General features: G+C 45.1%; 27 protein-coding genes. 20 read left to right on the forward strand and 7 right to left on the reverse strand.

All coding sequences use genetic code 11. The features are described from left to right. Window positions 1-10: 10 nt before the first annotated feature. Together deoB and deoD are read left to right on the forward strand one after the other, a co-directional pair. Entirely contained in the window at window positions 11-1,192 is a 1,182-nt protein-coding gene (gene deoB, locus ACFVRY_RS01900; RefSeq protein ID WP_387496555.1) for a phosphopentomutase, read from the forward strand. A gap of 26 nt (window positions 1,193-1,218) precedes the next feature. Continuing rightward, window positions 1,219-1,926 carry a purine-nucleoside phosphorylase gene (deoD, locus tag ACFVRY_RS01905; RefSeq protein ID WP_066370252.1) on the forward strand — a complete coding sequence of 236 codons (708 nt, stop codon included), beginning with the start codon at window positions 1,219-1,221 and terminating at the stop codon, window positions 1,924-1,926. 125 nt (window positions 1,927-2,051) lie between these two features. On the opposite strand, the gene ACFVRY_RS01910 is transcribed toward deoD, so the two are convergent. Beyond that, a complete protein-coding gene (locus tag ACFVRY_RS01910) occupies window positions 2,052-2,975 on the reverse strand; it encodes a LysR family transcriptional regulator (RefSeq protein WP_387496558.1) in 924 nt (307 codons plus the stop codon). 117 nt (window positions 2,976-3,092) lie between these two features. On the opposite strand from ACFVRY_RS01910, the gene ACFVRY_RS01915 reads away from it, so the two are divergent. After that, window positions 3,093-3,713 carry a histidine phosphatase family protein gene (locus ACFVRY_RS01915; protein ID WP_387496561.1) on the forward strand — a complete coding sequence of 207 codons (621 nt, stop codon included), beginning with the start codon at window positions 3,093-3,095 and terminating at the stop codon, window positions 3,711-3,713. Window positions 3,714-4,274: 561 nt separating this feature from the next. On the opposite strand, the gene ACFVRY_RS01920 is transcribed toward ACFVRY_RS01915, so the two are convergent. Further along, window positions 4,275-4,469, reverse strand: a complete 195-nt coding sequence (locus tag ACFVRY_RS01920; protein ID WP_387496564.1) for a GNAT family N-acetyltransferase — start codon at window positions 4,467-4,469, stop codon at window positions 4,275-4,277. Window positions 4,470-4,615: 146 nt separating this feature from the next. Here ACFVRY_RS01920 and ACFVRY_RS01925 point away from each other — a divergent pair, with 146 nt between their 5' ends. From ACFVRY_RS01925 to ACFVRY_RS01955, 7 genes are all read left to right on the forward strand, one after another. Beyond that, a complete protein-coding gene (locus ACFVRY_RS01925) occupies window positions 4,616-4,744 on the forward strand; it encodes a YjcZ family sporulation protein (protein ID WP_387496566.1) in 129 nt (42 codons plus the stop codon). A 175-nt stretch (window positions 4,745-4,919) separates the two neighbouring features. Further along, a complete protein-coding gene (locus ACFVRY_RS01930) occupies window positions 4,920-5,027 on the forward strand; it encodes a YjcZ family sporulation protein (RefSeq protein ID WP_217492817.1) in 108 nt (35 codons plus the stop codon). A gap of 195 nt (window positions 5,028-5,222) precedes the next feature. Beyond that, on the forward strand, window positions 5,223-7,040 hold the full coding sequence (locus ACFVRY_RS01935) for a sensor histidine kinase (RefSeq protein WP_387496570.1): 1,818 nt from the start codon (window positions 5,223-5,225) through the stop codon (window positions 7,038-7,040). Beyond that, window positions 7,030-8,115: a response regulator transcription factor gene (locus tag ACFVRY_RS01940; RefSeq protein ID WP_387496573.1), complete on the forward strand. Its 1,086-nt coding sequence runs from the start codon at window positions 7,030-7,032 to the stop codon at window positions 8,113-8,115. The genes ACFVRY_RS01935 and ACFVRY_RS01940 overlap by 11 nt, the downstream gene beginning before the upstream one ends. A gap of 91 nt (window positions 8,116-8,206) precedes the next feature. Continuing rightward, window positions 8,207-9,502 (forward strand): ABC transporter substrate-binding protein, encoded by a 1,296-nt coding sequence (locus ACFVRY_RS01945; RefSeq protein ID WP_387496576.1) that lies wholly within the window; start codon window positions 8,207-8,209, stop codon window positions 9,500-9,502. 96 nt (window positions 9,503-9,598) lie between these two features. After that, entirely contained in the window at window positions 9,599-10,480 is an 882-nt protein-coding gene (locus ACFVRY_RS01950) for a carbohydrate ABC transporter permease (protein ID WP_066370225.1), read from the forward strand. Further along, a complete protein-coding gene (locus ACFVRY_RS01955) occupies window positions 10,480-11,307 on the forward strand; it encodes a carbohydrate ABC transporter permease (RefSeq protein ID WP_066370222.1) in 828 nt (275 codons plus the stop codon). Before ACFVRY_RS01950 ends, ACFVRY_RS01955 begins: the two co-directional genes overlap by 1 nt. 628 nt (window positions 11,308-11,935) lie before the next feature. Here the strand turns inward: ACFVRY_RS01955 and ACFVRY_RS01960 are convergent. From ACFVRY_RS01960 to ACFVRY_RS01970, 3 genes are all read right to left on the reverse strand, one after another. Continuing rightward, a complete protein-coding gene (locus ACFVRY_RS01960; protein WP_387496580.1) occupies window positions 11,936-13,561 on the reverse strand; it encodes a DUF4179 domain-containing protein in 1,626 nt (541 codons plus the stop codon). Further along, entirely contained in the window at window positions 13,533-14,111 is a 579-nt protein-coding gene (locus ACFVRY_RS01965; protein ID WP_387496582.1) for an RNA polymerase sigma factor, read from the reverse strand. The genes ACFVRY_RS01960 and ACFVRY_RS01965 overlap by 29 nt, the downstream gene beginning before the upstream one ends. Before the next feature lie 202 nt (window positions 14,112-14,313). Continuing rightward, a complete protein-coding gene (locus ACFVRY_RS01970; RefSeq protein WP_387496585.1) occupies window positions 14,314-14,736 on the reverse strand; it encodes a GNAT family N-acetyltransferase in 423 nt (140 codons plus the stop codon). Window positions 14,737-14,907: 171 nt separating this feature from the next. On the opposite strand from ACFVRY_RS01970, the gene ACFVRY_RS01975 reads away from it, so the two are divergent. Next, on the forward strand, window positions 14,908-15,165 hold the full coding sequence (locus ACFVRY_RS01975; RefSeq protein ID WP_387496588.1) for a hypothetical protein: 258 nt from the start codon (window positions 14,908-14,910) through the stop codon (window positions 15,163-15,165). Between the two features lie 82 nt (window positions 15,166-15,247). Beyond that, window positions 15,248-15,727, forward strand: a complete 480-nt coding sequence (locus tag ACFVRY_RS01980; RefSeq protein ID WP_387497727.1) for an ABC transporter substrate-binding protein — start codon at window positions 15,248-15,250, stop codon at window positions 15,725-15,727. 335 nt (window positions 15,728-16,062) lie between these two features. On the opposite strand, the gene ACFVRY_RS01985 is transcribed toward ACFVRY_RS01980, so the two are convergent. After that, window positions 16,063-16,863, reverse strand: coding sequence for a hypothetical protein (locus ACFVRY_RS01985; protein ID WP_387496591.1), 801 nt, complete (start codon window positions 16,861-16,863; stop codon window positions 16,063-16,065). A 514-nt stretch (window positions 16,864-17,377) separates the two neighbouring features. On the opposite strand from ACFVRY_RS01985, the gene ACFVRY_RS01990 reads away from it, so the two are divergent. The 7 genes from ACFVRY_RS01990 (at window position 17,378) to ACFVRY_RS02020 (ending at window position 24,277) form a co-directional block, all read left to right on the forward strand. After that, entirely contained in the window at window positions 17,378-18,385 is a 1,008-nt protein-coding gene (locus tag ACFVRY_RS01990) for an ABC transporter substrate-binding protein (RefSeq protein ID WP_387496593.1), read from the forward strand. A 19-nt stretch (window positions 18,386-18,404) separates the two neighbouring features. Beyond that, a complete protein-coding gene (locus tag ACFVRY_RS01995) occupies window positions 18,405-19,328 on the forward strand; it encodes an ABC transporter substrate-binding protein (protein ID WP_387496596.1) in 924 nt (307 codons plus the stop codon). Then, window positions 19,325-20,521: a phosphotransferase enzyme family protein gene (locus ACFVRY_RS02000; protein WP_387496599.1), complete on the forward strand. Its 1,197-nt coding sequence runs from the start codon at window positions 19,325-19,327 to the stop codon at window positions 20,519-20,521. Before ACFVRY_RS01995 ends, ACFVRY_RS02000 begins: the two co-directional genes overlap by 4 nt. A 524-nt stretch (window positions 20,522-21,045) precedes the next feature. Beyond that, window positions 21,046-21,798 (forward strand): ABC transporter permease, encoded by a 753-nt coding sequence (locus ACFVRY_RS02005; protein ID WP_387496601.1) that lies wholly within the window; start codon window positions 21,046-21,048, stop codon window positions 21,796-21,798. A gap of 11 nt (window positions 21,799-21,809) precedes the next feature. Next, on the forward strand, window positions 21,810-22,571 hold the full coding sequence (locus ACFVRY_RS02010; RefSeq protein ID WP_387496604.1) for an ABC transporter ATP-binding protein: 762 nt from the start codon (window positions 21,810-21,812) through the stop codon (window positions 22,569-22,571). Between the two features lie 28 nt (window positions 22,572-22,599). Then, window positions 22,600-23,448 (forward strand): MerR family transcriptional regulator, encoded by an 849-nt coding sequence (locus ACFVRY_RS02015; protein ID WP_387496607.1) that lies wholly within the window; start codon window positions 22,600-22,602, stop codon window positions 23,446-23,448. After that, on the forward strand, window positions 23,441-24,277 hold the full coding sequence (locus ACFVRY_RS02020) for a sulfurtransferase (RefSeq protein ID WP_387496609.1): 837 nt from the start codon (window positions 23,441-23,443) through the stop codon (window positions 24,275-24,277). Before ACFVRY_RS02015 ends, ACFVRY_RS02020 begins: the two co-directional genes overlap by 8 nt. Window positions 24,278-24,632: 355 nt before the next feature. Here ACFVRY_RS02020 and ACFVRY_RS02025 read toward each other — a convergent pair whose 3' ends face one another. After that, entirely contained in the window at window positions 24,633-25,508 is an 876-nt protein-coding gene (locus ACFVRY_RS02025) for an SDR family NAD(P)-dependent oxidoreductase (protein ID WP_387496612.1), read from the reverse strand. Window positions 25,509-25,660: 152 nt separating this feature from the next. Here ACFVRY_RS02025 and ACFVRY_RS02030 point away from each other — a divergent pair, with 152 nt between their 5' ends. After that, a complete protein-coding gene (locus tag ACFVRY_RS02030) occupies window positions 25,661-26,113 on the forward strand; it encodes a MarR family winged helix-turn-helix transcriptional regulator (RefSeq protein ID WP_387496615.1) in 453 nt (150 codons plus the stop codon). Window positions 26,114-26,141: the final 28 nt, after the last annotated feature.

Below are 26,141 nucleotides of genomic sequence, written 5' to 3' on the forward strand. Positions count from 1 at the left end.
GTCTTCACGAATGAAGCCATTTAAACGAATCCATCTAATTGTTATGGACTCTGTAGGGATAGGAGAAGCGCCTGACGCTGCCCAGTTTGATGATTTTGATGTAGATACACTGGGACATATAGCCCGTGAGCGCGGGGGGCTGAACATGCCGAATCTCGCAGCACTCGGGTTATCCAACATCGAAGAAATTCAGGGCGTACCTGCTGCTGATCAGCCATTGGCCTATTATACGAAGATGCAGGAGGCTTCACGTGGTAAGGATACAATGACCGGTCACTGGGAAATCATGGGCCTGTACATTGATACACCTTTCCGCGTATTTGAGCATGGCTTCCCGGAAGCGCTGATTGCCCAAATCGAGCAAAAGACCGGACGCAAGGTCATCGGCAACAAGCCGGCCAGCGGAACAGAAATTATGGACGAGCTTGGTGAGGAGCATGTGAAGACAGGGGCGCTCATCGTATACACCTCGGCGGATTCCGTGCTGCAAATCGCAGCCCACGAGGACGTAGTGCCGTTGAAAGAGCTGTATGAGATTTGTGAATATTGCCGGGAAATTACGCTCGAAGATCCTTATATGCTGGGTAGAATTATTGCCAGACCGTTCGTCGGTGAGGTGGGTAACTTCAAACGTACCGCGAACCGTCATGATTATGCGTTGAAGCCATTCAGCCCGACGGTGATGAATGCCTTGAAGGATGCTGACTTTGATGTGATTGCCTTGGGGAAAATAGCGGATATTTACGATGGTGAAGGTGTTACACAGAGTATCCGTACGGTGTCCAATTCGGACGGGATGGATAAAATCATTGCCACGCTGGATGAACCTTTCCATGGACTCAGCTTCTTAAATCTGGTAGACTTTGATGCGTTGTACGGCCACCGCCGGGACCCGCAGGGCTATGCCGATGCTCTGGAGGATTTCGATACCAGGCTGCCTGAAGTGTTCGCCAAAATGACCAGCGACGATCTTCTGATCATCACAGCGGATCACGGCAATGATCCAACCTACCGAGGAACGGATCACACTCGTGAGTATGTGCCGCTTCTGGTCTATTCGCCGCGTTTTGCGGGAGGCGGACAAGCCTTGCCAATCCGGAAGACCTTTGCAGATATCGGAGCAACCGTGGCGGAGAACTTTAACGTCACCATGCCGGAGTATGGTAAGAGCTTTTTAGCGGATCTGAAATAATTAACCAGCCTAAAGGAGAAATGACCATGAGTGTTCATATTGGAGCCAAAGCAGGCGAGATTGCCGAAACGGTACTATTGCCGGGAGATCCGCTTCGTGCGAAGTTTATCGCCGAGACTTATCTTGAGGATGTTACCTGCTATAACCAGGTCCGCGGTATGCTCGGTTTTACCGGAACCTATAAAGGACAGAAGATTTCTGTACAAGGTACAGGAATGGGCGTACCTTCCATCAGTATCTATGTTAATGAATTGATCCGCGAGTATGGCGTGAAGAACCTGGTTCGCGTCGGTACCTGTGGTGCTATGCAGGAAAGCGTTCGTGTTCGTGAGGTTATTCTCGCTCAAGCGTCATGTACGGATTCCAGCGTGAACCGTCACGTATTCGGGGGGTACGACTTCTCGCCGATCGCGAATTTCCAAATGCTCAAGTCTGCCTATGAGCGTGGTACTGCTAAAGGTCTGAAAATGCATGTCGGTAACGTCTTCTGTTCGGACACATTCTACCGGGATGACAAAGCCATTGTGCAAAAGCTGATGGATCATGGTGTGCTGGGTGTAGAGATGGAGAGCACTGCACTTTACACATTGGCTGCAAAATATGGCGTAAACGCCCTTACAATTCTGACTGTAAGCGACCACCTGCTGACCGGAGAAGAAACAACCTCCGAAGAACGTCAAAGCACGTTCAACGATATGATGGAAGTAGCGCTGGATACAGTGCACTCCCTGTAATAGCCATAACCGCAAGCAAAGACATCCTTGTACCGGAAACGGTCGCCAAGGATGTCTTTTTTATATGCAGAATACATTAATCGAATGGAGGCTGAGGCTATAACAAGCTCTTTATTCATGCCTTTTCATAAAATATGTTCACTACTCATGGAGCCTTTATTGTGCATGGCAATCGCTACGAATTTCTCCACTAGTGGCTCGGTATGCTCCTGCTGTCTAGTACACATGACTATAGTGTTCTTCAAATTCACATCCGTTACATTCACTTTGGCAAGCTTTCCATGGGTTATATAGGAATTGGCGACTAGTAATGAAATGAAGCTCGCTCCATAACCGGCACTAACCGCATGAATGGACCCGCTCATTCCAGTGAATTGTAGTTCAATATTAGGAGCGGGGAGGTGGTGCTCCTTGCATAACTGTGTGAGCCGTTCCCTCGCTACACTGCCTGCCTCCCGCATGATAAAGGGCTCAGCCATCATGCCCTGCAGCGAGATTACCTGGTTGGCATATTTATGCTCTGGAGACACCACGAACAAGAACTCGTCAGCATACAATTCAGTCCAGTGGAGTCCTTGCGCAGCCGGCAGAGGCATGTCTCCGAGACCGTAGATCGCAACGTCTGCTTCAAAATTCATTAATTTCTCAAGCGCTTCTCGGGAAGTAGTGGTGCTGATATGGACCTCTACCTCCGGATAGTTCTTCTTGAACAAGGCGGCCCAAGAGGGAATCAGGATGCTGGTAGAGAGGTAATTGCCGGCAATACGCAGCTTGCCCTTGGGATGGTTGTGATGGTCTTCGATGAGTAGCTGCACTTGTTCTTCAAGTGCAAATAGCTTTTGAAGCGGCTGGACCAGCTGCTCTCCAAGCGGTGTAAGTACAAGCTGCCTACCTTGTATCTCAAACAATACAATATTGTGTTCCTTCTCAAACTTGTGGATTTGGGCCGAAATGGCAGGCTGGCTGATATTTAGCTTTTGCGAGGCTCGAGTTACGCTGCCTGTAGTGGCAACTGTGTAGAACAGTCTCAAGACATGAAGATTTAACATAGATTACGCCGCACCTCTTTATATACTGAAGTTATATATTATAGATATAATATAATTTTTATCTATAGATATACATAGTATACTCCAATTACATTCACAGCGAAGGAGAGATACAACATGACTGAGACTACAATGTATTTGACCAGACATGGTCAGACAGAGTGGAATTTGCAGGGGCGGATGCAGGGACATCAGGATTCTCCGCTAACTATTACAGGAAAACAGCAGGCGAAGTGGCTTCAAGAACGGTTGCAGAAGGTGCCATTTGAGGCCATATACAGTAGTAATAGTCCTAGGGCAATAAGCACGGCCTATATCATTCAGGGTGACAGTACTGAGGAACTTCGGACCAAAGCTGAGCTAAAAGAAATAAACATGGGTTTGTGGGAAGGGCAGCTCATTGAAAATATTCGGGAGAAAGATGCGGAGCAGTTTCATAATTTCTGGGAGGCTCCACACCTTTATCAGCCGTCCGGTAAGGGAGAGAGTTACGCTGCACTGCTGGAACGGGTGATTCCTGCTGTGAAAGATATCATGGGCAAACATACTGGAGGTAATGTACTTCTGGTGACGCATCGAATCACCTTAAAGGTCATTATGGCATATTATCTGGGCAAAGAGCTGCACGAGCTAAGAGAGCTGCCGGACGTTTTATCGACCAGCCTTAGTAAAATCGTATGGCGCAATGGTAGCGCCCACGTAGAACTCTATGGTGATACCTCACATTATAAAGAATAGGAAGTACTCCCAATTGGGTGTTCCGGTAAACAGGAAGGACTCTTCACGGATATAGTGTCCGAATTCTCTACATGCTAGCTTGGCAACATGATCGGGAAACCATTCCATTACATCGGGCAGGATTCTCCGTTATTAAATATAAAATTACTTAGGATCAGGTCGGCGTGAATCATCCCCCAGTTGTCCCTATTTCTCTCTAAACGATCCTTCATCAGTATGGCATTATTGCTAGCTAAATCAAACTTGCACTTTGACCGACAAGTTGAACGGAATCTACCTGAATATGATATTGCTGCAGTGCTGAAGCGGCTTTACCTAAGATCTGATCCAAAATCATGCCCCCATAATGACTCCGTCTACCAATTCTCCAGATATTGAATGACGTCCGATAGTGCTTCCGGTCGATCTAGGGTTTCAGGGGGACACAGCAGGCTTTCAAAGTCTAGTAGATGCACATATGCACCGCCTCTCGGTGAATTTGAAACCCTGTTATATAGTCATATTATCCTGTGGGATGTGCATATATCTTTGTTTTACCGCCATTGAAAATAAACCCCTCAGCTAAATAAGGGTGGCGCCGAAGCTATTGCCTCTGAACTCAGGGGCGACATACAAACATACAAGCCAAGGGAATAAATCCTGACAGCTAATAAGATCATTCCTGAGTAAAGCGTATGTACCCACTATCGAAGAATCTTGTTGCAGTGCCAAATAAAAGTTGGGCAGATTCTGATCCGGCTGACAGGAGTGCTTCATACAATCACAATAAAATGGGTAATTGGTCCCGCTTCCTCATTCTATATACTATTGTATTTCCGCGCATGCCCAAGCAAGAGGCGAATGAACTACATATGTTGTGGTGTACTCAATTATGAGGGTCCATGACGAAGGAGGAAAAACTTATGAGTGAAAAAGTCGCAGGAGCAGCATGGGGTCACCATCATCACCATCACGGTGCCTTTACATCCACAGGTGCCATTCTTGTACTGTACATCTTGCTGGTCATTATTCTTAGCGCATGCTTTATCTAAATAATACTTTATTTTGTAAAATAACGTAAGTATTCCAGTGGATGACCTCCGAATGTTGGGGGTCATTTTTCATTTAAAATATTTATTTAATTTTGAATTATTTAACATTCACCCAAGCGGAAAGGTCAGATATGCATATGCTAAGCTGTACCCAAAAATAAAGGAGGAATTACAAATGAGTGAAGTTGGCGGAATTGGCGGATACGGTGGTTTTACTTCTACAACAGCAATTCTTGTTTTGTTTATTTTGCTGGTCATCATCTCTAAAGCATTCGTTATCTAATCTCTAATTTTTCCTTGCTTTAAGGTTTTGCACCCATGTGACAATCGCCAGTATTCGTACTGGCGATTTTTGATGTACATACAATCCTTTACGGGATCAAATGCTCTGAGGCAGAAGAAAGATTGACAATCCGGCGACGCTTGATGTAACCTACCTAAACCCGTACAGCGGAGCGTTAAAGTATCATTTGAACTTATGGATAAGAGTGAAGACAGAGGGGAAGAGATGCTTTTGAAATGGCCAGGCTGTATCTATCGATGGCTGTCAGAGCCGTTTAAACGGACTATTCGCAGCAAACTTATCTTGATTATGCTTTGTATATCTGTTATTCCAATTATTGTGGTGACCTTGCTTGCGAAGGACAATACCCGCAAGGTGATGGAGCAGGAGGTTATTCAGTCCAATCTGACGCGAATTGCCTGGTCGGGGGATGCGGTCGACAAAAATTTAACACAGATCAACAATTTAATCTATACCATTTTGATCAGTCCGGCGTTCAATGAATATGTGAGTGAAGATGATGGCAATCTGTCGGATAGCTTTATCCTCCAGCGCAACGTTATCAATACGATTACTTCAATTTTTTATTCCGGTTATTACAGTCTGGTGGAGATTCAGCTCTATTTCAAGGATAAGGACAAGCTGTTTACCATCAATGATATGCGCAACACCATTCAGACTCCGATACCAGAGGCGCCAATGTGGCGTGACCTCGTGGATCAGAAAGCGGACATTATCATCAAGGATAGTCCGGGTTCTGAGTCTGATTTTCGCCTGATTCGTAGTATTAACCGATTTGAGAATAAAGAGAAGATCGGCAGCATCCAGTTTGATGCGAAGTGGAGAATGATGGATAACGCACTAGAACTGCTGAACTCTGAGCAGGAATCGGGTGTGTACATTGTCGGTGACGGCGGCAAAGTGATGTATCAGTTAAAAGAAGGTACTCCACCATCAATGAAGTCAATCGACCCGTCAAAGCAGCAAACGGGTTATGTACGTACGGATGATCATTACTTTTTCTATCACTATCTGGAGCCCTGGGGTCTAACCTTGATTAAGGTTCTTCCGGCGAGTTATGTGAATCATAGCGCTTCTGTTACACAAAGTTATGGCCTGATCGTCGGCGTGCTGTCTGCATTGTTATCGGCAGTTATTGCGGCCTTTGTAGCTTACAGAGTGTCGGGACCTATCATTCGCTTGTCCAGGTCTATGAGCGGTCTGAATCTGCTGAAGGGGGAGAGTATCCCCATCTCCAATCGTGAGGACGAAATCGGGATGCTCGAGAAGAGATTCCAGACGATGTCCAGTCGGATTCGTGAGCATATCCGTAACGAATATACCATCAATCTGGAGAGGCAGACAGCCCAATTGAAAGCGCTGCAAGCACAGATCAATCCGCATTTTCTGCAAAACACACTGCAGATGATCGGGAGCATGGCCTATTCCAAAAAACCAAGTGATATCTATAGTATCATTCAATCGCTCAGCGATATGTTCCGTTATACGATTCGTGATCCGGGAGAACTGACTACCCTCGGTATGGAGATCAAGCATCTGAATAATTATATGAACATTCAACAGCAGCGGTATGCCGATAAGCTGAATTATGAAGTGGAGATTCCTCCGTTGTGGGAGGATGTTCTCGTTCCGAAGTTGTCGCTTCATCCCTTGGTGGAGAATGCGTTCATGCACGGTTTTGATCGTAAAAAAGGGGTTTGGAATCTCAGCCTCCGTCTAGTCCCCTATCAGAACGGGCTGCTGATTCAGGTGGAGGATAATGGAATGGGGATCTCGCCGGCCCGATTGGGAGAAGTTCGTGCTCGGTTGGCCGAGCCGCTTGACCCTTACTGGACCAGTGGGAATTCGATAGGTCTGTATAATGTAAGTGCCCGAATCAAGCTTTATTTTGGCGAAAAGTACGGAGTGATGATTAACAATCAACCTGATGGCGGTGCCCGGGTGAGTATGTATATCCCTATAGTGAAGGTTGGTGATCAGCATGAACATTAACGCTATGATCGTGGATGACGAGCAATGGAACCGAGAAATTATTAAAACCTTTGGAAATTGGGAACAGTATGGTATACAGCTTGCAGCTGAAGCAGAAGATGGGGAGGAAGCGATCAAGGCAATAGAGACGGGGGATATTCATATCGTCATCACAGACATGAACATGCCTGGTGTAGATGGAGTCAGGCTGCTGCAATATTTGAATGATCACCATCCAGACATTCGGATCATTGTGATCAGTGGGTATGATGATTTCACGTATACACGCCAAGCGATTCGCTGCAGGGCAGACGAATATTTGTTGAAGCCCGTCGATCCCCAGGAACTGAATCAGGTGCTGCTGCAGTGCCGGCAAAAGGCAGAAGATACACTGCTTAAGAAGTCTGGTGATGGCATGGGCCTAAGATTGGATCTGCTTCAGGCCATACTGACATTTAGGCCAGCATTGGCTGCTCATTATAATGACTTAAATGCGGATAGTCTGCAGGACAGTCTGAATGAGCTGCAGGACAAGCTGATCCTACTTGGGGTAACGCCTTCGACGCTCCCACGTATTGGGGAGGAACTGCTGCTGCTCTTGCGGGATTTGATGCACAGTAATTCTCAAGAGATGGAGAATGAATACGCAGAGGAGAACCTGGCAGCCCTTCAAACGGTGGACGAACTGATGCAGCAAGTGTCAGGGATGTATATTTCTTCGCTGAAACAGCTTGTGCAGCATAGAAAAAACAAGAACCGCTTGAATTTGGAAGAAATTAAGCGTTTTGTGGATCAGAATTTTACAGAGAATATAAAACTGGAAGCCCTGGCGAGATCCTTTTTTGTCAGCAAAGAGTATTTGAGCAAGGTGTTTAAACAGGAATTTGGGCTGAATCTGACCGATTATATGACCAAATTGCGGATGGAGCGGGCACGGCATCTGCTGCTTCATGATCATCTTTCCATCAAGTCCGTGGCTGAGCTATGTGGCTATGAGGAGCTGGGGTATTTTTACAGAGTGTTCAAGAAACAATTTGGCCTGGCACCCGGTGAAATGCGAAAAGGAGAAGGTGAGGTTCAAAATAGTACAAGCTAAGAGACTAATTTCGTCTAATTAACCGCTTTCATTTTGGATGTACAATGAAAGCGTAAACAAGAACGAGACAACATTTGAGGGGGTTTACAGAATGAAGAAGTCATGGAAAGTAACGGCAAGTGCAATGATGACAGTTTTGCTTCTGGCTGGTTGTGGTTCTAACAGTGGTGCCAACAGCGGAAGTAGTAATGCCGGTACTGGCGGAAAAGGTTCGGAAAAAACAGTTACGCTGAAAATGTTTATCGGATTGCCACGCTTTAAGGATCAGTTCGACCAATACATCGATAAATTTGTTGCCAAAGAAAAAGCAGAGAAAAACATAGATGTGAAAGTCCAATTGGAAATGCCTAACTCGGACAACGCATCCCAGATCCTTAAAACAAGACTTGCATCCAACGACGCGCCGGACATTTTCTCCATTCACGCGATCAACGAAATTCCATCGTTCTACAAAGCAGGCTATCTTGAAGACCTCACCAGTCAGCCATTTGTAGGCAAGCTATTGGAAAGCGTGAAGCCTTCGGTAACCATCGACAACAAAGTCGTAGCAGTGCCGCTGGAAAGTGTATCTTGGGGTTACTTGTACAACAAAAAGATTTTCTCTGACCTTAAGGTAACACCGCCAACTACATTGTCTGAAATGAAGACGCTTGTAGAGACACTGAAGAAAAACAACATCACACCGTTTGAATTGTCTTACAAAGAGTCATGGATTCCACAGTTGTTCCTGCCATTGTCAGTAGGGGCACAAATTCAAACAGGAAATAAAGATTTCATCGAACGGATGAACAAAGACCAAGGATCCTTCGCAGAAATGAAATCCATGTTCGATATCATTGACCTGGTTAACGCAAACGGTACTAACAAGGCGCTTGAAGTCGGCGGTGACGACGGCGCAGCTGCCTTTGCGAACGGTAAAGCAGCAATGTGGGTACAAGGTCCATGGTATGCTGAAACCATTCAAAAAGCTAACCCGGACGTTGACTTTGGCGTAGCACCACTGCCACTCAGTGACAACCCTGATCAGACACTGATTAACCTGGGTGCGTCTACTTCCCTGGTTGTATCGCCAACAAGCAAGAACAAAGATGTTGCTCTGGATTTCATCAACTTCGTACTGGATGACAAAGAGTCCAGCGGGTTCTACGAAAGTCTGAAATTTAACCCTGTAGCCACTATTCATAACTATAAGAGCTACCCATGGGTTGACGACGCTACAGTGTATGTAAAAGAAGGAAAAGCTTACCGTGATCCATCCATCCCGCAATCTGTAAAAGATGAAGTAGGTAAGGGGCTGCAAAGTTACTTCTCGAAACAGCTGTCACAGGATGATGTTATTAAAGCGCTTGATAAAGCTTGGAAAGACTACAACAAAGTAAATAAATAAAGACTAAAAACAATGGATAGGGAGGGCAGAAAGGCCGTTTCACCCGAAATTGCCTTTCTCCCTCTGGTATTTTAAACCAAAGAGGTGAGTGCCATCATGTTAAAGAAATCCCGCAACCTGCGCTCGATGTTATACTTCGTGGGCCCAGCCTTACTGTTCTATACTCTGTTTATGCTCATTCCAACCATTGGCGGGATGTTCTACAGTATTACAGACTGGAACGGGCTGAACCGAAATTATAGTTTTGTCGGCTTTGCCAACTTTGTAGAAGCTCTGACCGATGACCCTGATTTTATCAATGCCTTGCTGTTTACCCTGAAGTACGTTGTAGTAATGGTAGTTCTGCAAAATGTGCTGGCTTTGCTGTTAGCTGTGTTTATTGAATCGCGGACGCGTTTCAAAGGCTTCTTCCGAACCATCTTTTTCATGCCCAACATGATCAGTGTGATCATTAGTGCGTTCATGTGGACGTTCGTCTTCACCCAGGTGCTCCCACAGCTCGCTGAAAAAACAGCATTGTTGTTCTTGGATCAATCCTGGATCGGCGATCCTAAATTCTCCTTCTACTCGATTGTCATCGTGTCGTTATGGAATGGTGTAGGATACATGATGATCATTTACTTAGCCGGCCTGCAAGGTGTTCCACAAAGCTTGAAGGAAGCGGCAGTTATTGACGGTGCCAATCCGGTGCAAACCTTTAGACATATTACACTGCCAATGATTTCTCATGCGATTACGATCTGTTTCTTCCTCACCCTTAACGGTGCGTTTAAAGTATTTGAAGTGGTATTCGGTTTGACAGGCGGCGGCCCTGGCCGCAGCACACAGGTTATTACGATGAATATTTATGAAGAAGCGTTCTCCAATAACTTCCGTTATGGATATGCGAGCGCCAAATCAGTTGTTTTGTTCATCATTATCCTGCTTGTCACCCTGATCCAAATTCGCGTAACGAAAAGAAATGAGGTGGAGGCATAATGAAAAGTAGCAAACTGTCCTCTACAATCATCCTGATTGTCCTAATCATCGGAGCTGCGCTAGCCTTTTTCCCGATCTATATGGCGATCATCAACTCCTTCAAGACACAAGGAGAGATCTTCAAATCCATTTTGTCCTTGCCGACTCAGCTTCATTTTGAGAACTACAGTCAGGCCTTCGCCAAGATTCACCTGTTCAATAGCGTGAAGAACTCTGTGATTGTCTCGGTTGTCGGTATTGGGGGCATCCTGTTGTTCGCTTCCATGGCCGGGTACAAGCTGTCCAGAACATCTGGCAAACTGAGCAGTGCGTTGTTCTTCCTGTTCATTGCTTCGATGCTGGTGCCATTCCACTCGATCATGATCTCGCTGTCCCGTGTTACCAGAACGTTGGATGTACAAGGTAGCGTGTTCGGTCTGGGTCTGATCTATATCGGACTTGGCGTGAACATGGCCGTGTTCCTCTATCATGGATTTGTAAAAGGGATTCCTAAGGAGCTTGAAGAGTCGGCGCACATGGACGGATGTGGTGAGTTCCAGACCTTCTTCCGGATCATTCTGCCGCTGCTGCTCCCGATCACCGTTACCATTGGTATCCTGGACTTCCTGTGGATCTGGAATGACTTCCTGCTTCCACTGCTTATGCTGACAGACGTGAACAAGTACACTCTGATCTTGTCCACGAACATGCTGTTCGGCGAGTACAACAAAGAATGGTCGCTGATTCTGGCCGCTCTGGTACTAACCGCGATCCCGGTTGTTATCATCTACGCTTTCTTCCAACGCTTCATCATGGAAGGAATTACAGAAGGTGCGGTTAAGGGCTAAGACGAGTTATACTGAAGCGACAACTATACTTAATGCACAACAAGCCGGCAAACACTCGAAAGAGAGGTTGCCGGCTTGTTCAGTATTTGAATAAGGTATCATTAATTGAACAATTTATAGAAGTGGACGTCGCTTGGTTCAACCCCTGTCTGCTTCCAGCCGCGCGGATACGTAAATAAGCGCATTTTCGTACCTTAATTCCGTGGCAACGAAGGTAAAATGGTAATTAAGATCATTTTTGTATGTTAATTCCTTGGGGAGGCCGTGTTTTTTAGGATATGTAGAAATATAAGGTACAATAATGCTCTTAATTCCCTTTTTCACGCTAAAATCATCAATTTAAGGTGCAAAAATGCCTTTATTTAAACGCTGAGTATATTTTAGGTAACTTTAGGAAAAAAGTTACCCGCCGGGAAACGACGGGATAGTTACTTTAGCAGTACAGGAAATGAAGTGAAAGCTTGGGTGTTCAGATTGACTAAACTTGTACCGGGTTAATCTCAAGATGGATTGTGATTTCTTAAGATGGACTTTTCAAAGTCCAGCATATTATCAAGGCAATAAAAAAACAGACCGGAGAACTCTAAGTGAAAGAGCCCCAGGCTGTTTTTTAGTGATTAGAATCATTCTAAGGAATGGGAATGGATTTCAGCGCTTCATTACGTTCGATTTTAGGTAGATCAAAGCTCCAGTCCACATCGGTATACCGTTTGTCCGTGATGTTGCGTACAAGTGTCAGCTTCTCTGGCAAGGCAATAAGTCCTTTGGCGATAAAGTAAGAAGGGCTGTTGTTACTACTCTCTTTACTTATGAGAGCCTGCTCCCCAAGACTAACCGCTCCTCTGAAAATAGTCTTATATTCTGTACCGTCTTGATCATAGGCGACCCATTGGTCATCCAAGAATGAATTAGCAAAGCTGCCACTGACCGTCATCCACCCGGAAATACCGGGTTCATCTTTTATTTCAGTTATTTTCATATCATTGATTTCCAGATGATCGCCTTGTTTATCGAATATAGCCGGTCCCTGCTTCAGCTCCTCTGGTCGGAAAGTCAATCGATCATCGGATTTCACGGGAAGCGTATAGCCATCCAATACAAAACGGATGTTCATGCTGTCATACGGGAGTGACTGGAAGTAATAGGTCCAATGCAGGGTGCTGGAGTCGTTTTCTTCCTTACAAGTGTAGGTGAAGGAAGAATTGCTAGCTCCGCCATTCTTGGAACTGTTAATTCGAGAAAGCTCCTGTCCCTTTTCATCCTCTAAATGGAACATCACCTTTAGCTTATTCCTCAGCTCTATTGGAGCGGGGGCTGCCGCAGCTTCGGAGAGTGAGGTCGTGAATTTTAGCTGCACGCCTGCAGGCGTGCGTACAAGCTGATCCATCTTCAGATGGAGTCCTTCTGGAGTGATGTAGGATTCGTTCAGGTCTGATGTCACAACTAGGCTATTCGCTTTTGTCATGTCAGCGGTGTAGCTGAAGCTCCAGTACCCCTTGATTGATTTATCGCCATTTTTTCGAGATTTTAGTTCGGTCACATTGCTCTCTATGATCACTTTGTCTTTGGGCTCTTTATCCGGGAAAATGTAGGTTAAGATAATATACTTCTGTATGGAATTGTCCGAACCATTGCGGGTTTCCATAGGCACACTATCCCTGAGCTGTCCGATTTCTTCGCCTTCCTGATCCTTGAGATGCAATTGCTCAAAATCAAAACGGTCCATTTCCTGTTTTGCAGGCTGTCCCTTCTCGTCAACAATCTGCATAGACAAGACCATTCGCGTAGGATCTGCCACAACATCACGTAGCATAAGTGTATAGCCCTTGTCAGTCGCTTGAACATTAGCCTGGTGTACCACTCCGAGCGCTTGAGCCTCCATGAGGCCGATATCGAAATCCAGCTTGTTGTCTCCAAACATCAGGCTGGGTAGTGATGCTGAGTAAGACTGAGTGAGTTGTGGAAGATTTCGCATATAAGCAGAGTAAGATACGGTGAGTAAAAAGGCGATAGCGACCGTTCCGATGGCGATAGCACTGCCCCATTGCAGCTTTTTAATGACTCTGTTTCTGCGCATACCGGATAATTTCCTTAAGTTCATTCCGGTTGGGGCTTCCATCTCTGTGTGACGCACTTGTTCCATGACCTGTTCTGTGAAAAAATCAGGAAGCGTTGCCGGTATCTGCTGCATTTGGCGTGACATCATCTCATCCGCATCACGATCATCACGATTGATAAAGCTCCATTTGCTCACTGGAATCCTCCTTTGCTTGTGACCATTGCTTCTTCAACTTTTGCCGGGAACGATGGAGACGGTTCTTAACCTGATGCATGGACAATCCTGTGATCTCGCAAATTTCCTCATAGGATAATTCATTGGCGTAACGCAACAGCAGGATGATGCGATAACGCTCCGGTAATCTGATTAATCTTCGATGCCATTCCAGTTCCTCTTCCTTACGCATGTATTGTTCCTCTGGTGTAAGGGGTGGGCTTGCCTCTCTCAGCAAGGGGAGGGCTGCAAGGCTGACTTTTTTGCGCCGCTTCAAATCTCTTAAAAGATTTATAGCAATGGCATATAACCAGGCGGCAAAGCTACTCTGGCTGTTGTGATCCGGGAGCTTCTGGTAGGCTTTAATAAAAGATTCCTGTGCCAGATCTTGTGCATCCTGTGCATTCGCGCCCATGCCTAGCAACAGGCGGTATAAACCGGACTTGTATTTGTCTACCAGTAACGCAAAGGCTTCCCGATTTCCGTCCAGTACTTCCCTGATCACCAGCTTGTCGTCTATCCCTTCATTCAATTGGATGCCTCCAGACAAAATCGATTTATATATAAGACGTTGCAGGCCTGGAAACTTCTCACTTTATGGAAATAATAAAAGCCTGCGACACGCGCAGACCAAGAGAGGAGAGAGTATTTACATAAGTAATCTGTTTTTTAATAATTTCTTTCTATGTAAAAGTATAAGTTCAGACCTGTATCGCACTATAACTTAAATTTATTTACTGCTGTCTCCCTTGGGGTTGTCTTCTCATGAATCTGTCGTTCTCAATCTCGAATCCGTACTGACTATACAGCCCATGAGCGTCTTTGGTGGCAAGGACTCCGGACATCCATTCAAGCTCTGGTGCATTTGTGATGACTTCAATCAGTTTTTTCGAGATGCCTTGCCCGCGGTAATCTTCCAGCACGAACACATCGCACAAATAATAGGTTGTGGCGCCATCTGTGATCAGCCTTGCGAAAGCAATCATTTTATCCTCATCATACACACCATAGCAGACAGAGTTTTGAATCGATTTCTTGATCTTCTCAGGAGATCGTTTATTGCCGCAGTAGCTGGTAGTTACAAAATCGATCATTGTGGGGATGTGAACACGCTCTTGATCATCGCTAATCACATACTTTTTATACGGATACTCCATAACGCACCTCCGGCACACTATCTGCATTTTCTATTTATATTATTATGGTATCTACTGTGAAAATCAATAACGGATGAAGGAAGTATATACTCTTTTTCCTATACGGTGAGAATCGTTATCAATATAATGATAGGACAGAGTCGTCATTGTGTTGGGAGGATTGAAAGGACGATGAAGCTATACGATCACATTGTGTTATGGAATCATGCTTCCCTAAAAGTGCTGGATATCCGTCATGGCCGGCTGGAGACAGGCATGGAGATGCAGATCTACCGTCTGCCGGCCAGTGCTTTTTTGTATGTTCAACGTGGGAATGCAAGCGTACGTTTGGACGATGTGCTGCGCACCATGAGCTGTAACCACGTACTGCATGGTGGGCGCGGTGCGCGTCTGAATATTTTACTGGAAGTGCGATTGGTAATTTGCTGACGCTGGGCGTTAAGCCTGGGCTGCGACTCAAGATTCGTTAGCTAACCCTTACCATGAAGGAAAGCTGGACGGTATCATTAATATAGGTGAAGAGCCTAATATAGAAGCAATTCTCGCATTGGAACCAAATCTGATTATTACATTTGATTACATTGAAGAAGCGCAATATGAACAACTCGCGCAAGTAGCCCCGGTAATCAGACTTAAATACGGAGTAGGAACCCCGTCGGAACTCTTGATGGAGTTCGGGAAAATCACGGGCAAGGAAGATCTAGCGCAGGAATGGGCAGAGAAATGGAAAACCAAAATTGCTGAGGTGAAGCCGAAAATAACAGAGGTCGTTGGAGACAAGACGGCGTCGATTCTTCAGCCGTTCGCCAAAGGCATCTACGCTTGGGGAAATAAGGGCGGCCGAGGCGGCGAAATTCTATATGATGACCTTGGTCTAAAAGCTCCGGAGGTGATCCAGAAAGCGCTCATTGACGGTCCTGGGTTTGGAACGGATTTATCGCTTGAATTACTGCCTCAGTATGCTGGCGACTACATTTTTACAAGCAATTGAGGATGGGATGACGGTAATGCGAATGTTGTGTACGACAGCAAGCTGTGGAAATCACTCCCTGCGGTGAAGAATAACCAGGTATATTTTATTAGTGAAAAGGGTTCCTATTACAACGACCCGATCTCATTGGAAGCGCAGTTGGATTTGATTGTTACGAGCTTTTTGGGCAAATAAGGGAGGGGCGGTATCCTTCCCGTTCTCTAATCGAATAGGATAGACCAAAACGGCCACCTTGTACAGTTAGCCGTTTTTCTATAAAGTTTGAAGGAAGAATGGATGATTTCCTGGAGTGGAGGCTTGGTTGTTTATCTGCTCTTATTCAGTTTTTAAAATGGTCACTTTAGAAGTTGTATTAATTTATATATTTCACCACCTGATATTTCCTCAAGGCTCATAATAGAATATATGGTTCTACCCAATCGTGTTAAAATTATTTTATTTGGGATTATTTCATCCCATGAGCTTATTGGATGAAAATTCCCCTCTGAAGTCACTTTAAACACACCGCCATTTGCGAAGCCTTCTTCTTCGGGATCCGGGATCAACATTTGAACCAGACCTTGTTGATATAACCCGTTTATTTCTTGCAGTACAGTAGCTATTTCTTTGGAATGATAATTACGCCCTTCATTACTTAAGTTTTCTTCTTTAGAAAATAGAAGAGAGAGCAGACAAATTTGCCGATATGTGAGTTGTTCAGCAAGTTTAATATAAAAATTTATTTCGGATATGGAGTAGTTATCAAAAACAGCATTCGCATAAATATATCCTAAATGTTTTATTTTTTTATCCTCATGTTCAAATCTACTTTTGATTAATATGCCCTCAAGTGCCTCTTCAGATGAAGAACGATAATTCTCATTATTTGCAAAGAAGTAGTCATCCGTTCTTAAACGTTCGTTATTATCTAGTCGACTCTTAATCTTCTCCGCAGCATGAAGAAAAGCGGCGCCTACCTTCTCCTTCTCTTTAGTAGATAACACTCTATCGGAATAGTCTGCTAAAAAATTCTCCAAAACGGTTCCTGAAATTTCTCCTAATAGTGTTATGAAATTTCCACCTGGTATTAATTGGACTAAAGATCTTGCTGTAGTTCCAGCTAATTGCGCACCGGCTTTCAGAATTACATTGTTCATTTTAACCCCTCATTTTACAATTTATTGGTAGTCGAATCGAAATTCAAGCAAACTCTACTTTAAAGACAAAGGGAATTGTTAGTACAAGCAGCATTGGGGACGGTAGGCTAAGACTTCAAACATATAATAGAAAGAAGAAACTATAACAATGCCCCAGGCACATTTCTACCCGTGCTTCCCCTAAGGAGCAAACAAAACATTCTGGATAATATATCTAACCACAAAGAAAGCTATGATGATCGAAAAGGCTGTTCCCAGCAGAACCGAAACAATTGCTTTTTCAGAGCGAGTAGATTTACTCATATCATCACCCCAGGGATTTTCCTAAATTATACAATAAAAAGTGAGGTTTGTTCATCGGTAAAAGTAAATAAAACGGAAGTATCCTAAAGAAGTGAAGAAAAAGCTTGACCCTCCAGTTACATGGAGGGTTATTATTTTCTCTATACCATTGTAAATACATCGGAATAGGATTTATTTACTTGAGAGAGCTATTGGAGAGGAATGATTCTATATGAAATCAAGTTTATTCACCATACTGGGGATTACCGCTTTGTCGGCCATGCTCTTGTCTGGATGTGCGAGTAGTGGAAAAGAGCAAGCACAAGGTACCAAACTGGAACCTACCAGTGTCATTCTGGACTGGACGCCCAATACGAATCATACCGGTCTATATGTTGCTTTAGAAAAGGGCTATTACAAGGATGAAGGATTGGACGTACAAATTGTGCAGCCGTCAGAAGGAACGACTTCGACTTTAATCGCTGCTGGAAAAGGTGACTTTGGTGTCAGCTACCAGGAGGATGTAACTTATGCACTAACCGGCAAGGAACCGCTGCCAATCAAGGCGGTCGCTACGATCATCCAGCATAATACCTCAGGATTTGCTGCACCGAAGAGCAAGAACATTCAAGGTGTGAAAGATTTTGAGGGAAAAGTATATGGCGGTTGGGGTTCTCCTTCGGAGGAAGCGATTCTTCAAGCGGTTATGGAGAAAAACGGAGCCGACTTCAACAAGCTGAAGCTTGTGGATATCGGTAATGATGATTTCTTCGCAGCTACCCAGAAAAATGTTGATCTTGCCTGGATTTTTGAAGGTTGGACCGGCATACAAGCTAAGCTCAAAGGTGTTGAACTGAACTATATTCCGGCACGGGAACTTGACCCGGCTTTGGATTATTACACACCAATTCTGATCACTGGAACCAAAACGATCGCTGAGAATCCTGACAAGGTAAGCAAGTTCTTAAAGGCAACCGAAGAGGGCTACCAATATGCCATTGAGCACCCGGAGGAAAGTGCGGAGCTGTTATTGAAGCATGCCCCGGAGATTGATAAAACGCTCGCTGTGGAAAGTCAGAAATTTTTGGCGAGTCAATATATTGCTGACGCACCGGCATGGGGGCAGATGAAGACCGAGGTATGGAGCAATTATGCGAAATTTCTCAAGGATAAAGGGCTAATTCCAACCGATTTGAAACCGGAAGAAGCTTTCACTAATGAATTCCTCCCGAAAAAATAATGAAAAGGATGTTAACTCAATGAAACACTTAAAGGTAATGCTTGAATATTTCTACCCGTGGACCAATTCTGCCGGATTTTATTATGCGCGTGAGCAAGGCTGGTATACGGACGCTGGTCTTGATGTGGAGTTTACGGTGTACGATCCGCAAAGAGGCGACACTTTAGCCTATTTGGCGAGAGGGGAAGCGGATTTCGGCATTTTCCCTAGTAATCGCTTATTAGTACAAAGGGAGACGCAGCCGGTGGTTGTGGGCGTAGCAGCCATTAACCACAGGGGAATGGAAACCGTGCAGACGGTGAGAAGTACCGGAATTCGTCGCCCGGCAGACCTCAGCGGTAAGCGGGTGGCCTTGAATCCGACGCCGCGGGGAATGGCGATGATCCGGCAGTTGGTTAGTGCGGATGACGGAGACCCGGATGCTATTATCGTGGTAGACAGCGGTACAAGAGAGTTAACCCCGGATGATATTGCCGCCGGTGAGGCGGATGCAACCTTCGGGAGCTATTGGGCTTGGGAAATTCTCATGGACACCGCGGTTCCGGAAGAAGAGAGGATCGTATGGCCTGTGGATGAGATCGGTGCGCCGCCCTATCACAGTTATCTTCTAGGGACACAAGTGGAAAAAACTATCCAAGATCCTCAGACCGTCCGCGCATTTTTGGCGGCGACGGAGAGAGGTTACCAGGCCTTGGCTGCTGATCCGCTGTTGGCTGCGCCAATCTATGAACGGATTATTCCATTTTTCCCTGCCCACCTTGTGAAGCGTTCGTTGCCGCTGATCGCCAGCACCTGGCTGCATAACGGAATTTGGGGCGTACAACGTACGGAATTGATCGAACCTTATTCCGAGTGGCTTGCTGATCATGGCATTTTGCAGGATCGGAAGGGCTGGAAGACGGCTTATAGCAATGCCTTCTTGCCTAAGGAGAATAAGCGATGAGTAGGGAAGGAAACGGTCTGGATCTACTGTCACATGGCATGGGAACAACCCTTGTCCGTCCGGATTGGGCGCCGATTACGTTAGAGGAAGTCAACCAACTACTAACCTATTATCCTGGTTTAGAGGAAGCTTTGGAACTGGCTTGGCATAGCCCAAGGCCTTTCTCCAGTGCGACGATTGTGATCACTACTACAGAGCGCTTGTTTGTTAAGCGACATCATCATACGGTACGTGATGTAGCGGGACTTCTGGAGGAGCATCGTTTTATCCGCCACTTACGAACCGGGGGCATTCCGGTGAGTAATATCGTCACAGGGAGGGATGATCTAACGGCCTTTGCGCTCGATGAATGGACGTATGAGATACATCGCTTGGCAAAAGGGGACGATTTGTACCGAGACGCGGTTTCGTGGAGTCCTTTTCTGACAAAGGGTCACGCTTATGCAGCTGGTGAAGCGCTGGCCAGGCTGCATGATGCGGCGGAGGGCTTTGAAGCCCCGGCAAGACCCGCCCGTGCCCTGGTCTCGAGCTTCTCGATTTTTGGTTCAGCCGACCCACGCCAGGAAATGGCGGCTTATATTGCACCACGCGAAGCCTTGGGCAAGTATCTGGAGAACAGATCCTGGGAGCAGGATTTGGAAACGGTCTTCATGCCTTTTTACGCTAAGCTTGCGCCTCTACTCGACGTGTTGAATCCGCTTTGGACACATAACGACTGGCATGCCTCCAATTTACTGTGGAGTGACAGTGATGAACGGTCGGGTGTCGAGTCGATTCTGGATTTTGGCCTCGCAGACCGTACGAATGCTATCTATGACCTGGCTACGGCTATTGAACGAAATGCCATAGAATGGCTGGCTTTAGATGATCAAGAACAGGATGAAATTGTACATTACGCTCAACTAGAAGCTTTGCTGTCAGGATATGAGTCGATTCGGCCCTTGAGCAGTAAGGAGACCGCTGCACTAGTGGCCATTCTTCCCTTAGTCCATGCGGAATTTGCACTGAGCGAGATGGATTACTTTATGGGGATTGTAAAGTCCAAGTCTAACACAGATCTGGCTTACGACAGCTTTTGGCTTGGTCATGCCAAGTGGTTTCAAGGACAGCAGGGCCAAGGCTTACTGACCTATCTGGAACAGAGAGCTGATGAGGGACCGGGCGGTACTATATATAGAAGTGTAGAAGTGTAATTTAGTGGCATTTTTGTACCTTAAATTCTCTGCAGCTAGGGGTTAGTGGAGATGAAGTGCAAAATTGTATCTTAAATCTTCCAGAGGCCCGCATCAGGCGTGTTTTTTCGGAAAATAAGGTACAAAATGCTGTTAGTTGAGAAGGAGGACCCTTTTTCTCACTTTAAGACGACTGGTGAAGGGGAATATACCGCTTCTAGTGTCATTGCTGGATTTGAACAGCCATGGATCATAGGTCTTGCTGTTGGCAGTCTATGTTCCGGTGCCAGCATTCCTATGGAAAGCTTTCAAGCGAGCGCTTTACGCTGACAAAGCTGAAGCTTCCCGTTCGTTCATCCTTGCTTTTTGTTAATTTCTTTTGTTCGTCTTATATAGTTAAAGATTAACATTGACAGAATGTGATGTGGTTGTTAATTTATAATAAACACATAGGAATTATATGAATTTAAATAATAGCGATAAAGGACCATATTGCCCATGATCCCGGGATATGGTCTCTTTACTAGTCGCGGGAGATAACTACCATGGACAAACTTAAAAAGATAGACGAACGGATCTATCCAATTGCTACCCTTCTCATTGCCGTTATTGTGTGGCAGCTAATCGTGTCGTTGAACCACGTACCACTCTATATTCTGCCCTCGCCGTTGGCTACGGTCAGTGCTCTGATCGGCGATTTTGGCACCATTGCGGGTCACGTCGGAACGACGTTGTATGAATCTGTGCTTGGATTTGTCTTATCGATTGCATTAGCTTTCGTTCTCGGGATATTGATGGACAGCTTTGTTGTTATCAAGAAGTCACTATATCCGATCCTGATCGTTTCACAGACCATTCCGACCATTGCGCTAACACCGTTGTTAATCGTCTGGTTTGGTTTTGGTATATTGCCGAAAATCCTCATTATTGTGATGGTCTGCTTTTTCCCGATTTGTATTAGTCTGGTGGACGGATTTGAGAAGGTGGACAAAGACTACTTGAATCTTTTCCATTCCTATAAGGCATCCAAACTGCAAACCTTCATCCACTTGAAGCTGCCGTATGCGATGGTGAACTTTTTCTCCGGACTCAAAATTGCAGCGACGTATATGATTATGGCGGCGATTATCGGGGAATGGCAAGGCGGGACGAAGGGGATCGGGGTGTATATGGTTCGCACCAAGAACGCTTACGCGCTCGATAAAGTGTTTGCCTCGATTTTGGTTATCGTGATCATCAGTGTGGGCTTTATTTACCTAATCAATTATATATCTAAAAAAACGACGCATTGGAAATAGTGGAGGTTACGATGCAAGATAAAGCACTGTTGGAGAAGACTTTCCCTAATTCCGGCGGGAACAATACCTTAATTACACTTGATGGTATCAGCAAATCATATGGTTCTGCGGAGATATTGAAAGATGTTTCTCTGCATATCCGCAAAGGTGAATTCGTATCTATCCTGGGACCGAGCGGCTCTGGTAAAAGCACCTTGTTTAACATCATTACCGGCCTATTGCCGGCAGATAGAGGAACGCTGGACGTTCATGGGGAGATTGGCTACATGCAGCAGAAGGATCTGCTTCTGCCGTGGAAGACGGTTCTGGATAATATAGTTTTGCCGCTGGATCTGAAAGGCTCTAACAAGGAAGCTTCACGTTCAAAGGCGGTATCCTTAATGGAGCGGATCGGGTTAAAAGGCTATGAGCACCGCTACCCCAGTGAGCTGTCCGGGGGAATGAAGCAGCGCGCGAGCTTTCTTCGCACTTTTCTGGCCTCTGGAGAGATTATGCTGCTAGACGAGCCCTTTGGTGCTCTAGATTCCATTACAAAAGGCAGTATGCAGGCTTGGCTGCTGGAGGTTCAGGAAGCTTTTAACGTTACCATCCTGTTCATTACCCATGACATTGAAGAAGCAATCTTTCTGTCGGACAGGATATACGTGCTGTCTTCGAGACCAGGAGTAGTGAAGGAAGAGCTCACCGTTGGCTTTGACCAGAAGAATAAAAGAGATCGGCTCATAAATCCTGAGTTATTAGTATTGAAGGAAACCGTTAAAGGTCTATTGTAAGAGCACAGCTCGGAAAAGGGGAGACGAATTGGAATGGTACACCATTGGAGAAGTGGCAAAGACATGCAATGTTCCGATTCGGACACTTCGTTATTATGACGATATCGGGTTGCTGACACCTGACCGCATCGCTCCTGAAAGTAACTATCGGTATTATTCTGTGGAAAGCATACGGAAGATTCCACTGATTAAATATTACAAGCAACTGGGCTTTAAGCTCGATGATATTCGTCAGATGCTGGAGCGCTCCAACTTTGAAGTGCTGGAAGACTATATGGCTAAAGAGCTGCTGATCGTCGAGCGGCAGATGGCGGAGCTGCAGAAGAAACATTTTGCAATTCAGGAATGGCAGCGGCTGCTGAAGCAAGGGGAGACGCTGCTGGCGAAACCGCGGAAGGAGAGGGACATTGAGATTGCTCCTTTTCCTCAATATCGTACGTTGAAGTTCCATTATGAGATTTCAGATCCTCAAGCCGCCAATATTGAAGTGCTTTATAGCAACGTTCTCGTCGGACTTTGCAATCAGCATAATGTATTCGCGTATGGGCCGTTTATGCTGTTCTTCGAAGATTTTGATCAGCGTATCAATCATACCTTCACATCCGTAGATTGCTACACAGCGGTGATTGAGGATGAAGCCAATGCGGCGTTGACGACAGAAGTGGGAGGGTTCCAGGCCTTAAGTGTAGTTCACAAAGGAGATTACAGTACCCTCTCTGATACGTACCGGAAAGTGCAGCATTGGGCACAAGAGCAGGACATTCCGCTTCAAGGGGCTTCCTACGAAAGATACATCATTGATCCATGGAGTACCGCGGTCAGCGATAACTATGTAACTGAACTGATTTTGCCTATTGGAGGAATTGATTATGTCTAATTTAATTCATTCATCTGAGGCTGTATTGCGGCTGAATGATCCTAACACGGTATTTGCGGACGTTCGTTTTGTATTGGGTGAGCCTTCAGCGGGTTACGCGGCCTATTTGCAGGGACATATTCCCGGCGCTGTATTTTTTGATCTGAATACCGATCTCTCGGGTCCAAAAGAGATTCATGGAGGCGGTCACCCGTTGCCCGATTCTGTTGTTTTCGCGGAGAAGCTGGGACAAGCAGGGATTGATGAGGGAAAAGAAGTGATTGTCTATGACGATCAGGGAGGTAGTATTGCGTCACGGTTGTGGTGGATGCTAAAGCATGCCGGCCATCAGAAGGTGAAACTGTTGTCCGACGGCTTTTCAGGCTGGAGCCAATCAGGTTATCCGGTAACGAATGAGCCATCACATCCTGTGGGTACCAAGTTTTCATCCCGGATTAACGACAGTCTACAGGCGACGATTACTGAGGTTAAGGCTGGTATCGGTCAGGAACATAGAGTATTAATTGATTCACGGATACATGATCGCTATACCGGTGAAGATACGTCGAAATACCAGAAGGCAGGTCATATTCCTGGTGCCATTAATCATTACTGGGAAGAAGGATCTCCGAGCGGGGTGTTCCTCGATGGCATACAGCAACGTGAACGCTTTAAGGATATCCCGGTTGACCGGGAAATTATCGTGTACTGTGGCGCAGGAGTCACGGCTTGTCCCAACGTGCTGGCTTTAACGGAAGCTGGGTACACAGATGTGAAGCTATATGTGGGAAGCTGGAGTGATTGGGTTAGCTATGATAAGAACCCGATTGCGACTGGGGAAGAAAAGTAGGGTTAAGCAGATATCCAGGTTATGACTTAGAGTACATCGTTTATGTGGCGATGTACTTTTTGCGTTGCCCTTATAGATTTTGAAGCCAACAGAAAATCAACGCGTACTCCTTGTAACCATTTTCTTTGAGTCCTGAAGTCCTGCCACTGGATGATCATACCAAGACTACACACCTCCCTGAGAAGGGCGGCTGAAGAGCCGCCTTCCCTCCGAGCGTTTATGTTGCTATCTTAAATGTCAACAAGTGTTCGGAATAGTCAACGGGAAGTCAACGAAGTGCTGTCTGAAGGTTGTTTGCCGAATAAAAAGGTGGGATTGTCTTCATAGATGGATTTATCGTTTGGTTGAGCAGCATTTATTTTAGAAAACCTTTTTGAATAAGCAAATCTTGGGTACACTTCCATAACCTCTTTTGCATGGTGCCATCTCGGCCAGGCTGTACAGGAGTGATAAGCTTTCCAGTTCCTACATTGAAATACCCTCCAGTCTCCACTTGATATTTTGGGTCTAGGATTAATCTAGTTATAATTTCAGCACCTTTTTGAGGATTACCGATATTAAAAAATTTCAAAATTCTTTCTAGAATAGCTGCAAATTTAAGTTCACGCCCAAGACCTGTCACATTGAATCCTGGGTTCAGGGCATTCACATTTATACTTGTATCGGACCATTGTCGAGCTAACTCAATTGTGAACATAATGTTCAGCAACTTGGTTTTTCCATAAATAGGAGATGAGCCTCGTGCTGTAAAAGGCACGGTATCAGTTAGATCTTCGGGCAATTTTAACACGCCATGGTTGCGTGAGGCTTCTGATGCTACATTAACTACGGTAGCTTTTCCCGCGTTCTGTAAAGACGGTTTTAAGATGTGTGTCAACAGCCATGGTGCTAAATAGTTGACAGCAATCATTTCAGGAAATCCTTCAGATGTGACGCGAGGTTTAAAGGCGTGAATTCCTGCATTATTTAGAAGTACATTGATGATAGGATACGCAGCTATAATTTCTTGACCCATTCGAATAACTTCACTCATTAAAGATAGATCTCCGTAAAAAAAATCTACTTTTGCTGAAGATGTAGTATCTTGAATAATCTTTTTCGTAGCTGCGGCCCGTTCCTTACTTCTAGCCGTTAAAACCAGGTGAAAGCCTTGTTTTGCTAATTCAATGGCTACTATCTGACCTAGACCACTTGTAGCTCCGGTTATGACAACTACTGGACTTTTCTGCATGGCTCATTCTCCTTTATGTGATACAATATTTTCAAAATGAAACAAAAAAACAAACAAGTGATTTAATTGATATATGTCCACTATATTTATTTGATGGATATATGTCAATTAAATTTAGAATGATTTTGTATATACAAGAAAGGTGAAGAAGAATGGAGTATCAACAACATCGTAATAAACCAAGAGAAGAATTAGAACTGGAGTTAGGTATACAAATTAATGCCCTGATTAGTTCTGCACATGCACTAAATGTAAGGGCTGCTAATCTCTTCGATTCGTCTATTCAACCTGCGGCTTTCCATATTATTCGGTGGCTATACTCCTATGGGGCTACAAGTGCCGCGGGCTTGGCAGAGTCAACGGCTATGGACCGTAGTTCTGTAAGTCGCTTAATCAAACAGTTGGAATCACTTGGGTATATAAGAAGGGAACCATCTCCTACTGATGGCCGAGCCATTCTTCTTTCCCTTACAGAATACGGCTATCAACAAACAACTCATGCTCTAAAAGAAAAAGAAACCGCTTTTTATGAACGAAGTTCAAAATGGAATGATGTGCAAATACAAGATTTTATCCAAATGCTCAAAGAATTTAATGCAAAATAATAAAATGATTACGTCCATAATATTGTTG

The sequence above is a fragment of the Paenibacillus sp. NPDC057934 genome, from assembly GCF_042887565.1.
In the GTDB taxonomy this organism is placed as follows: Bacteria; Bacillota; Bacilli; order Paenibacillales; family Paenibacillaceae; genus Paenibacillus_AQ.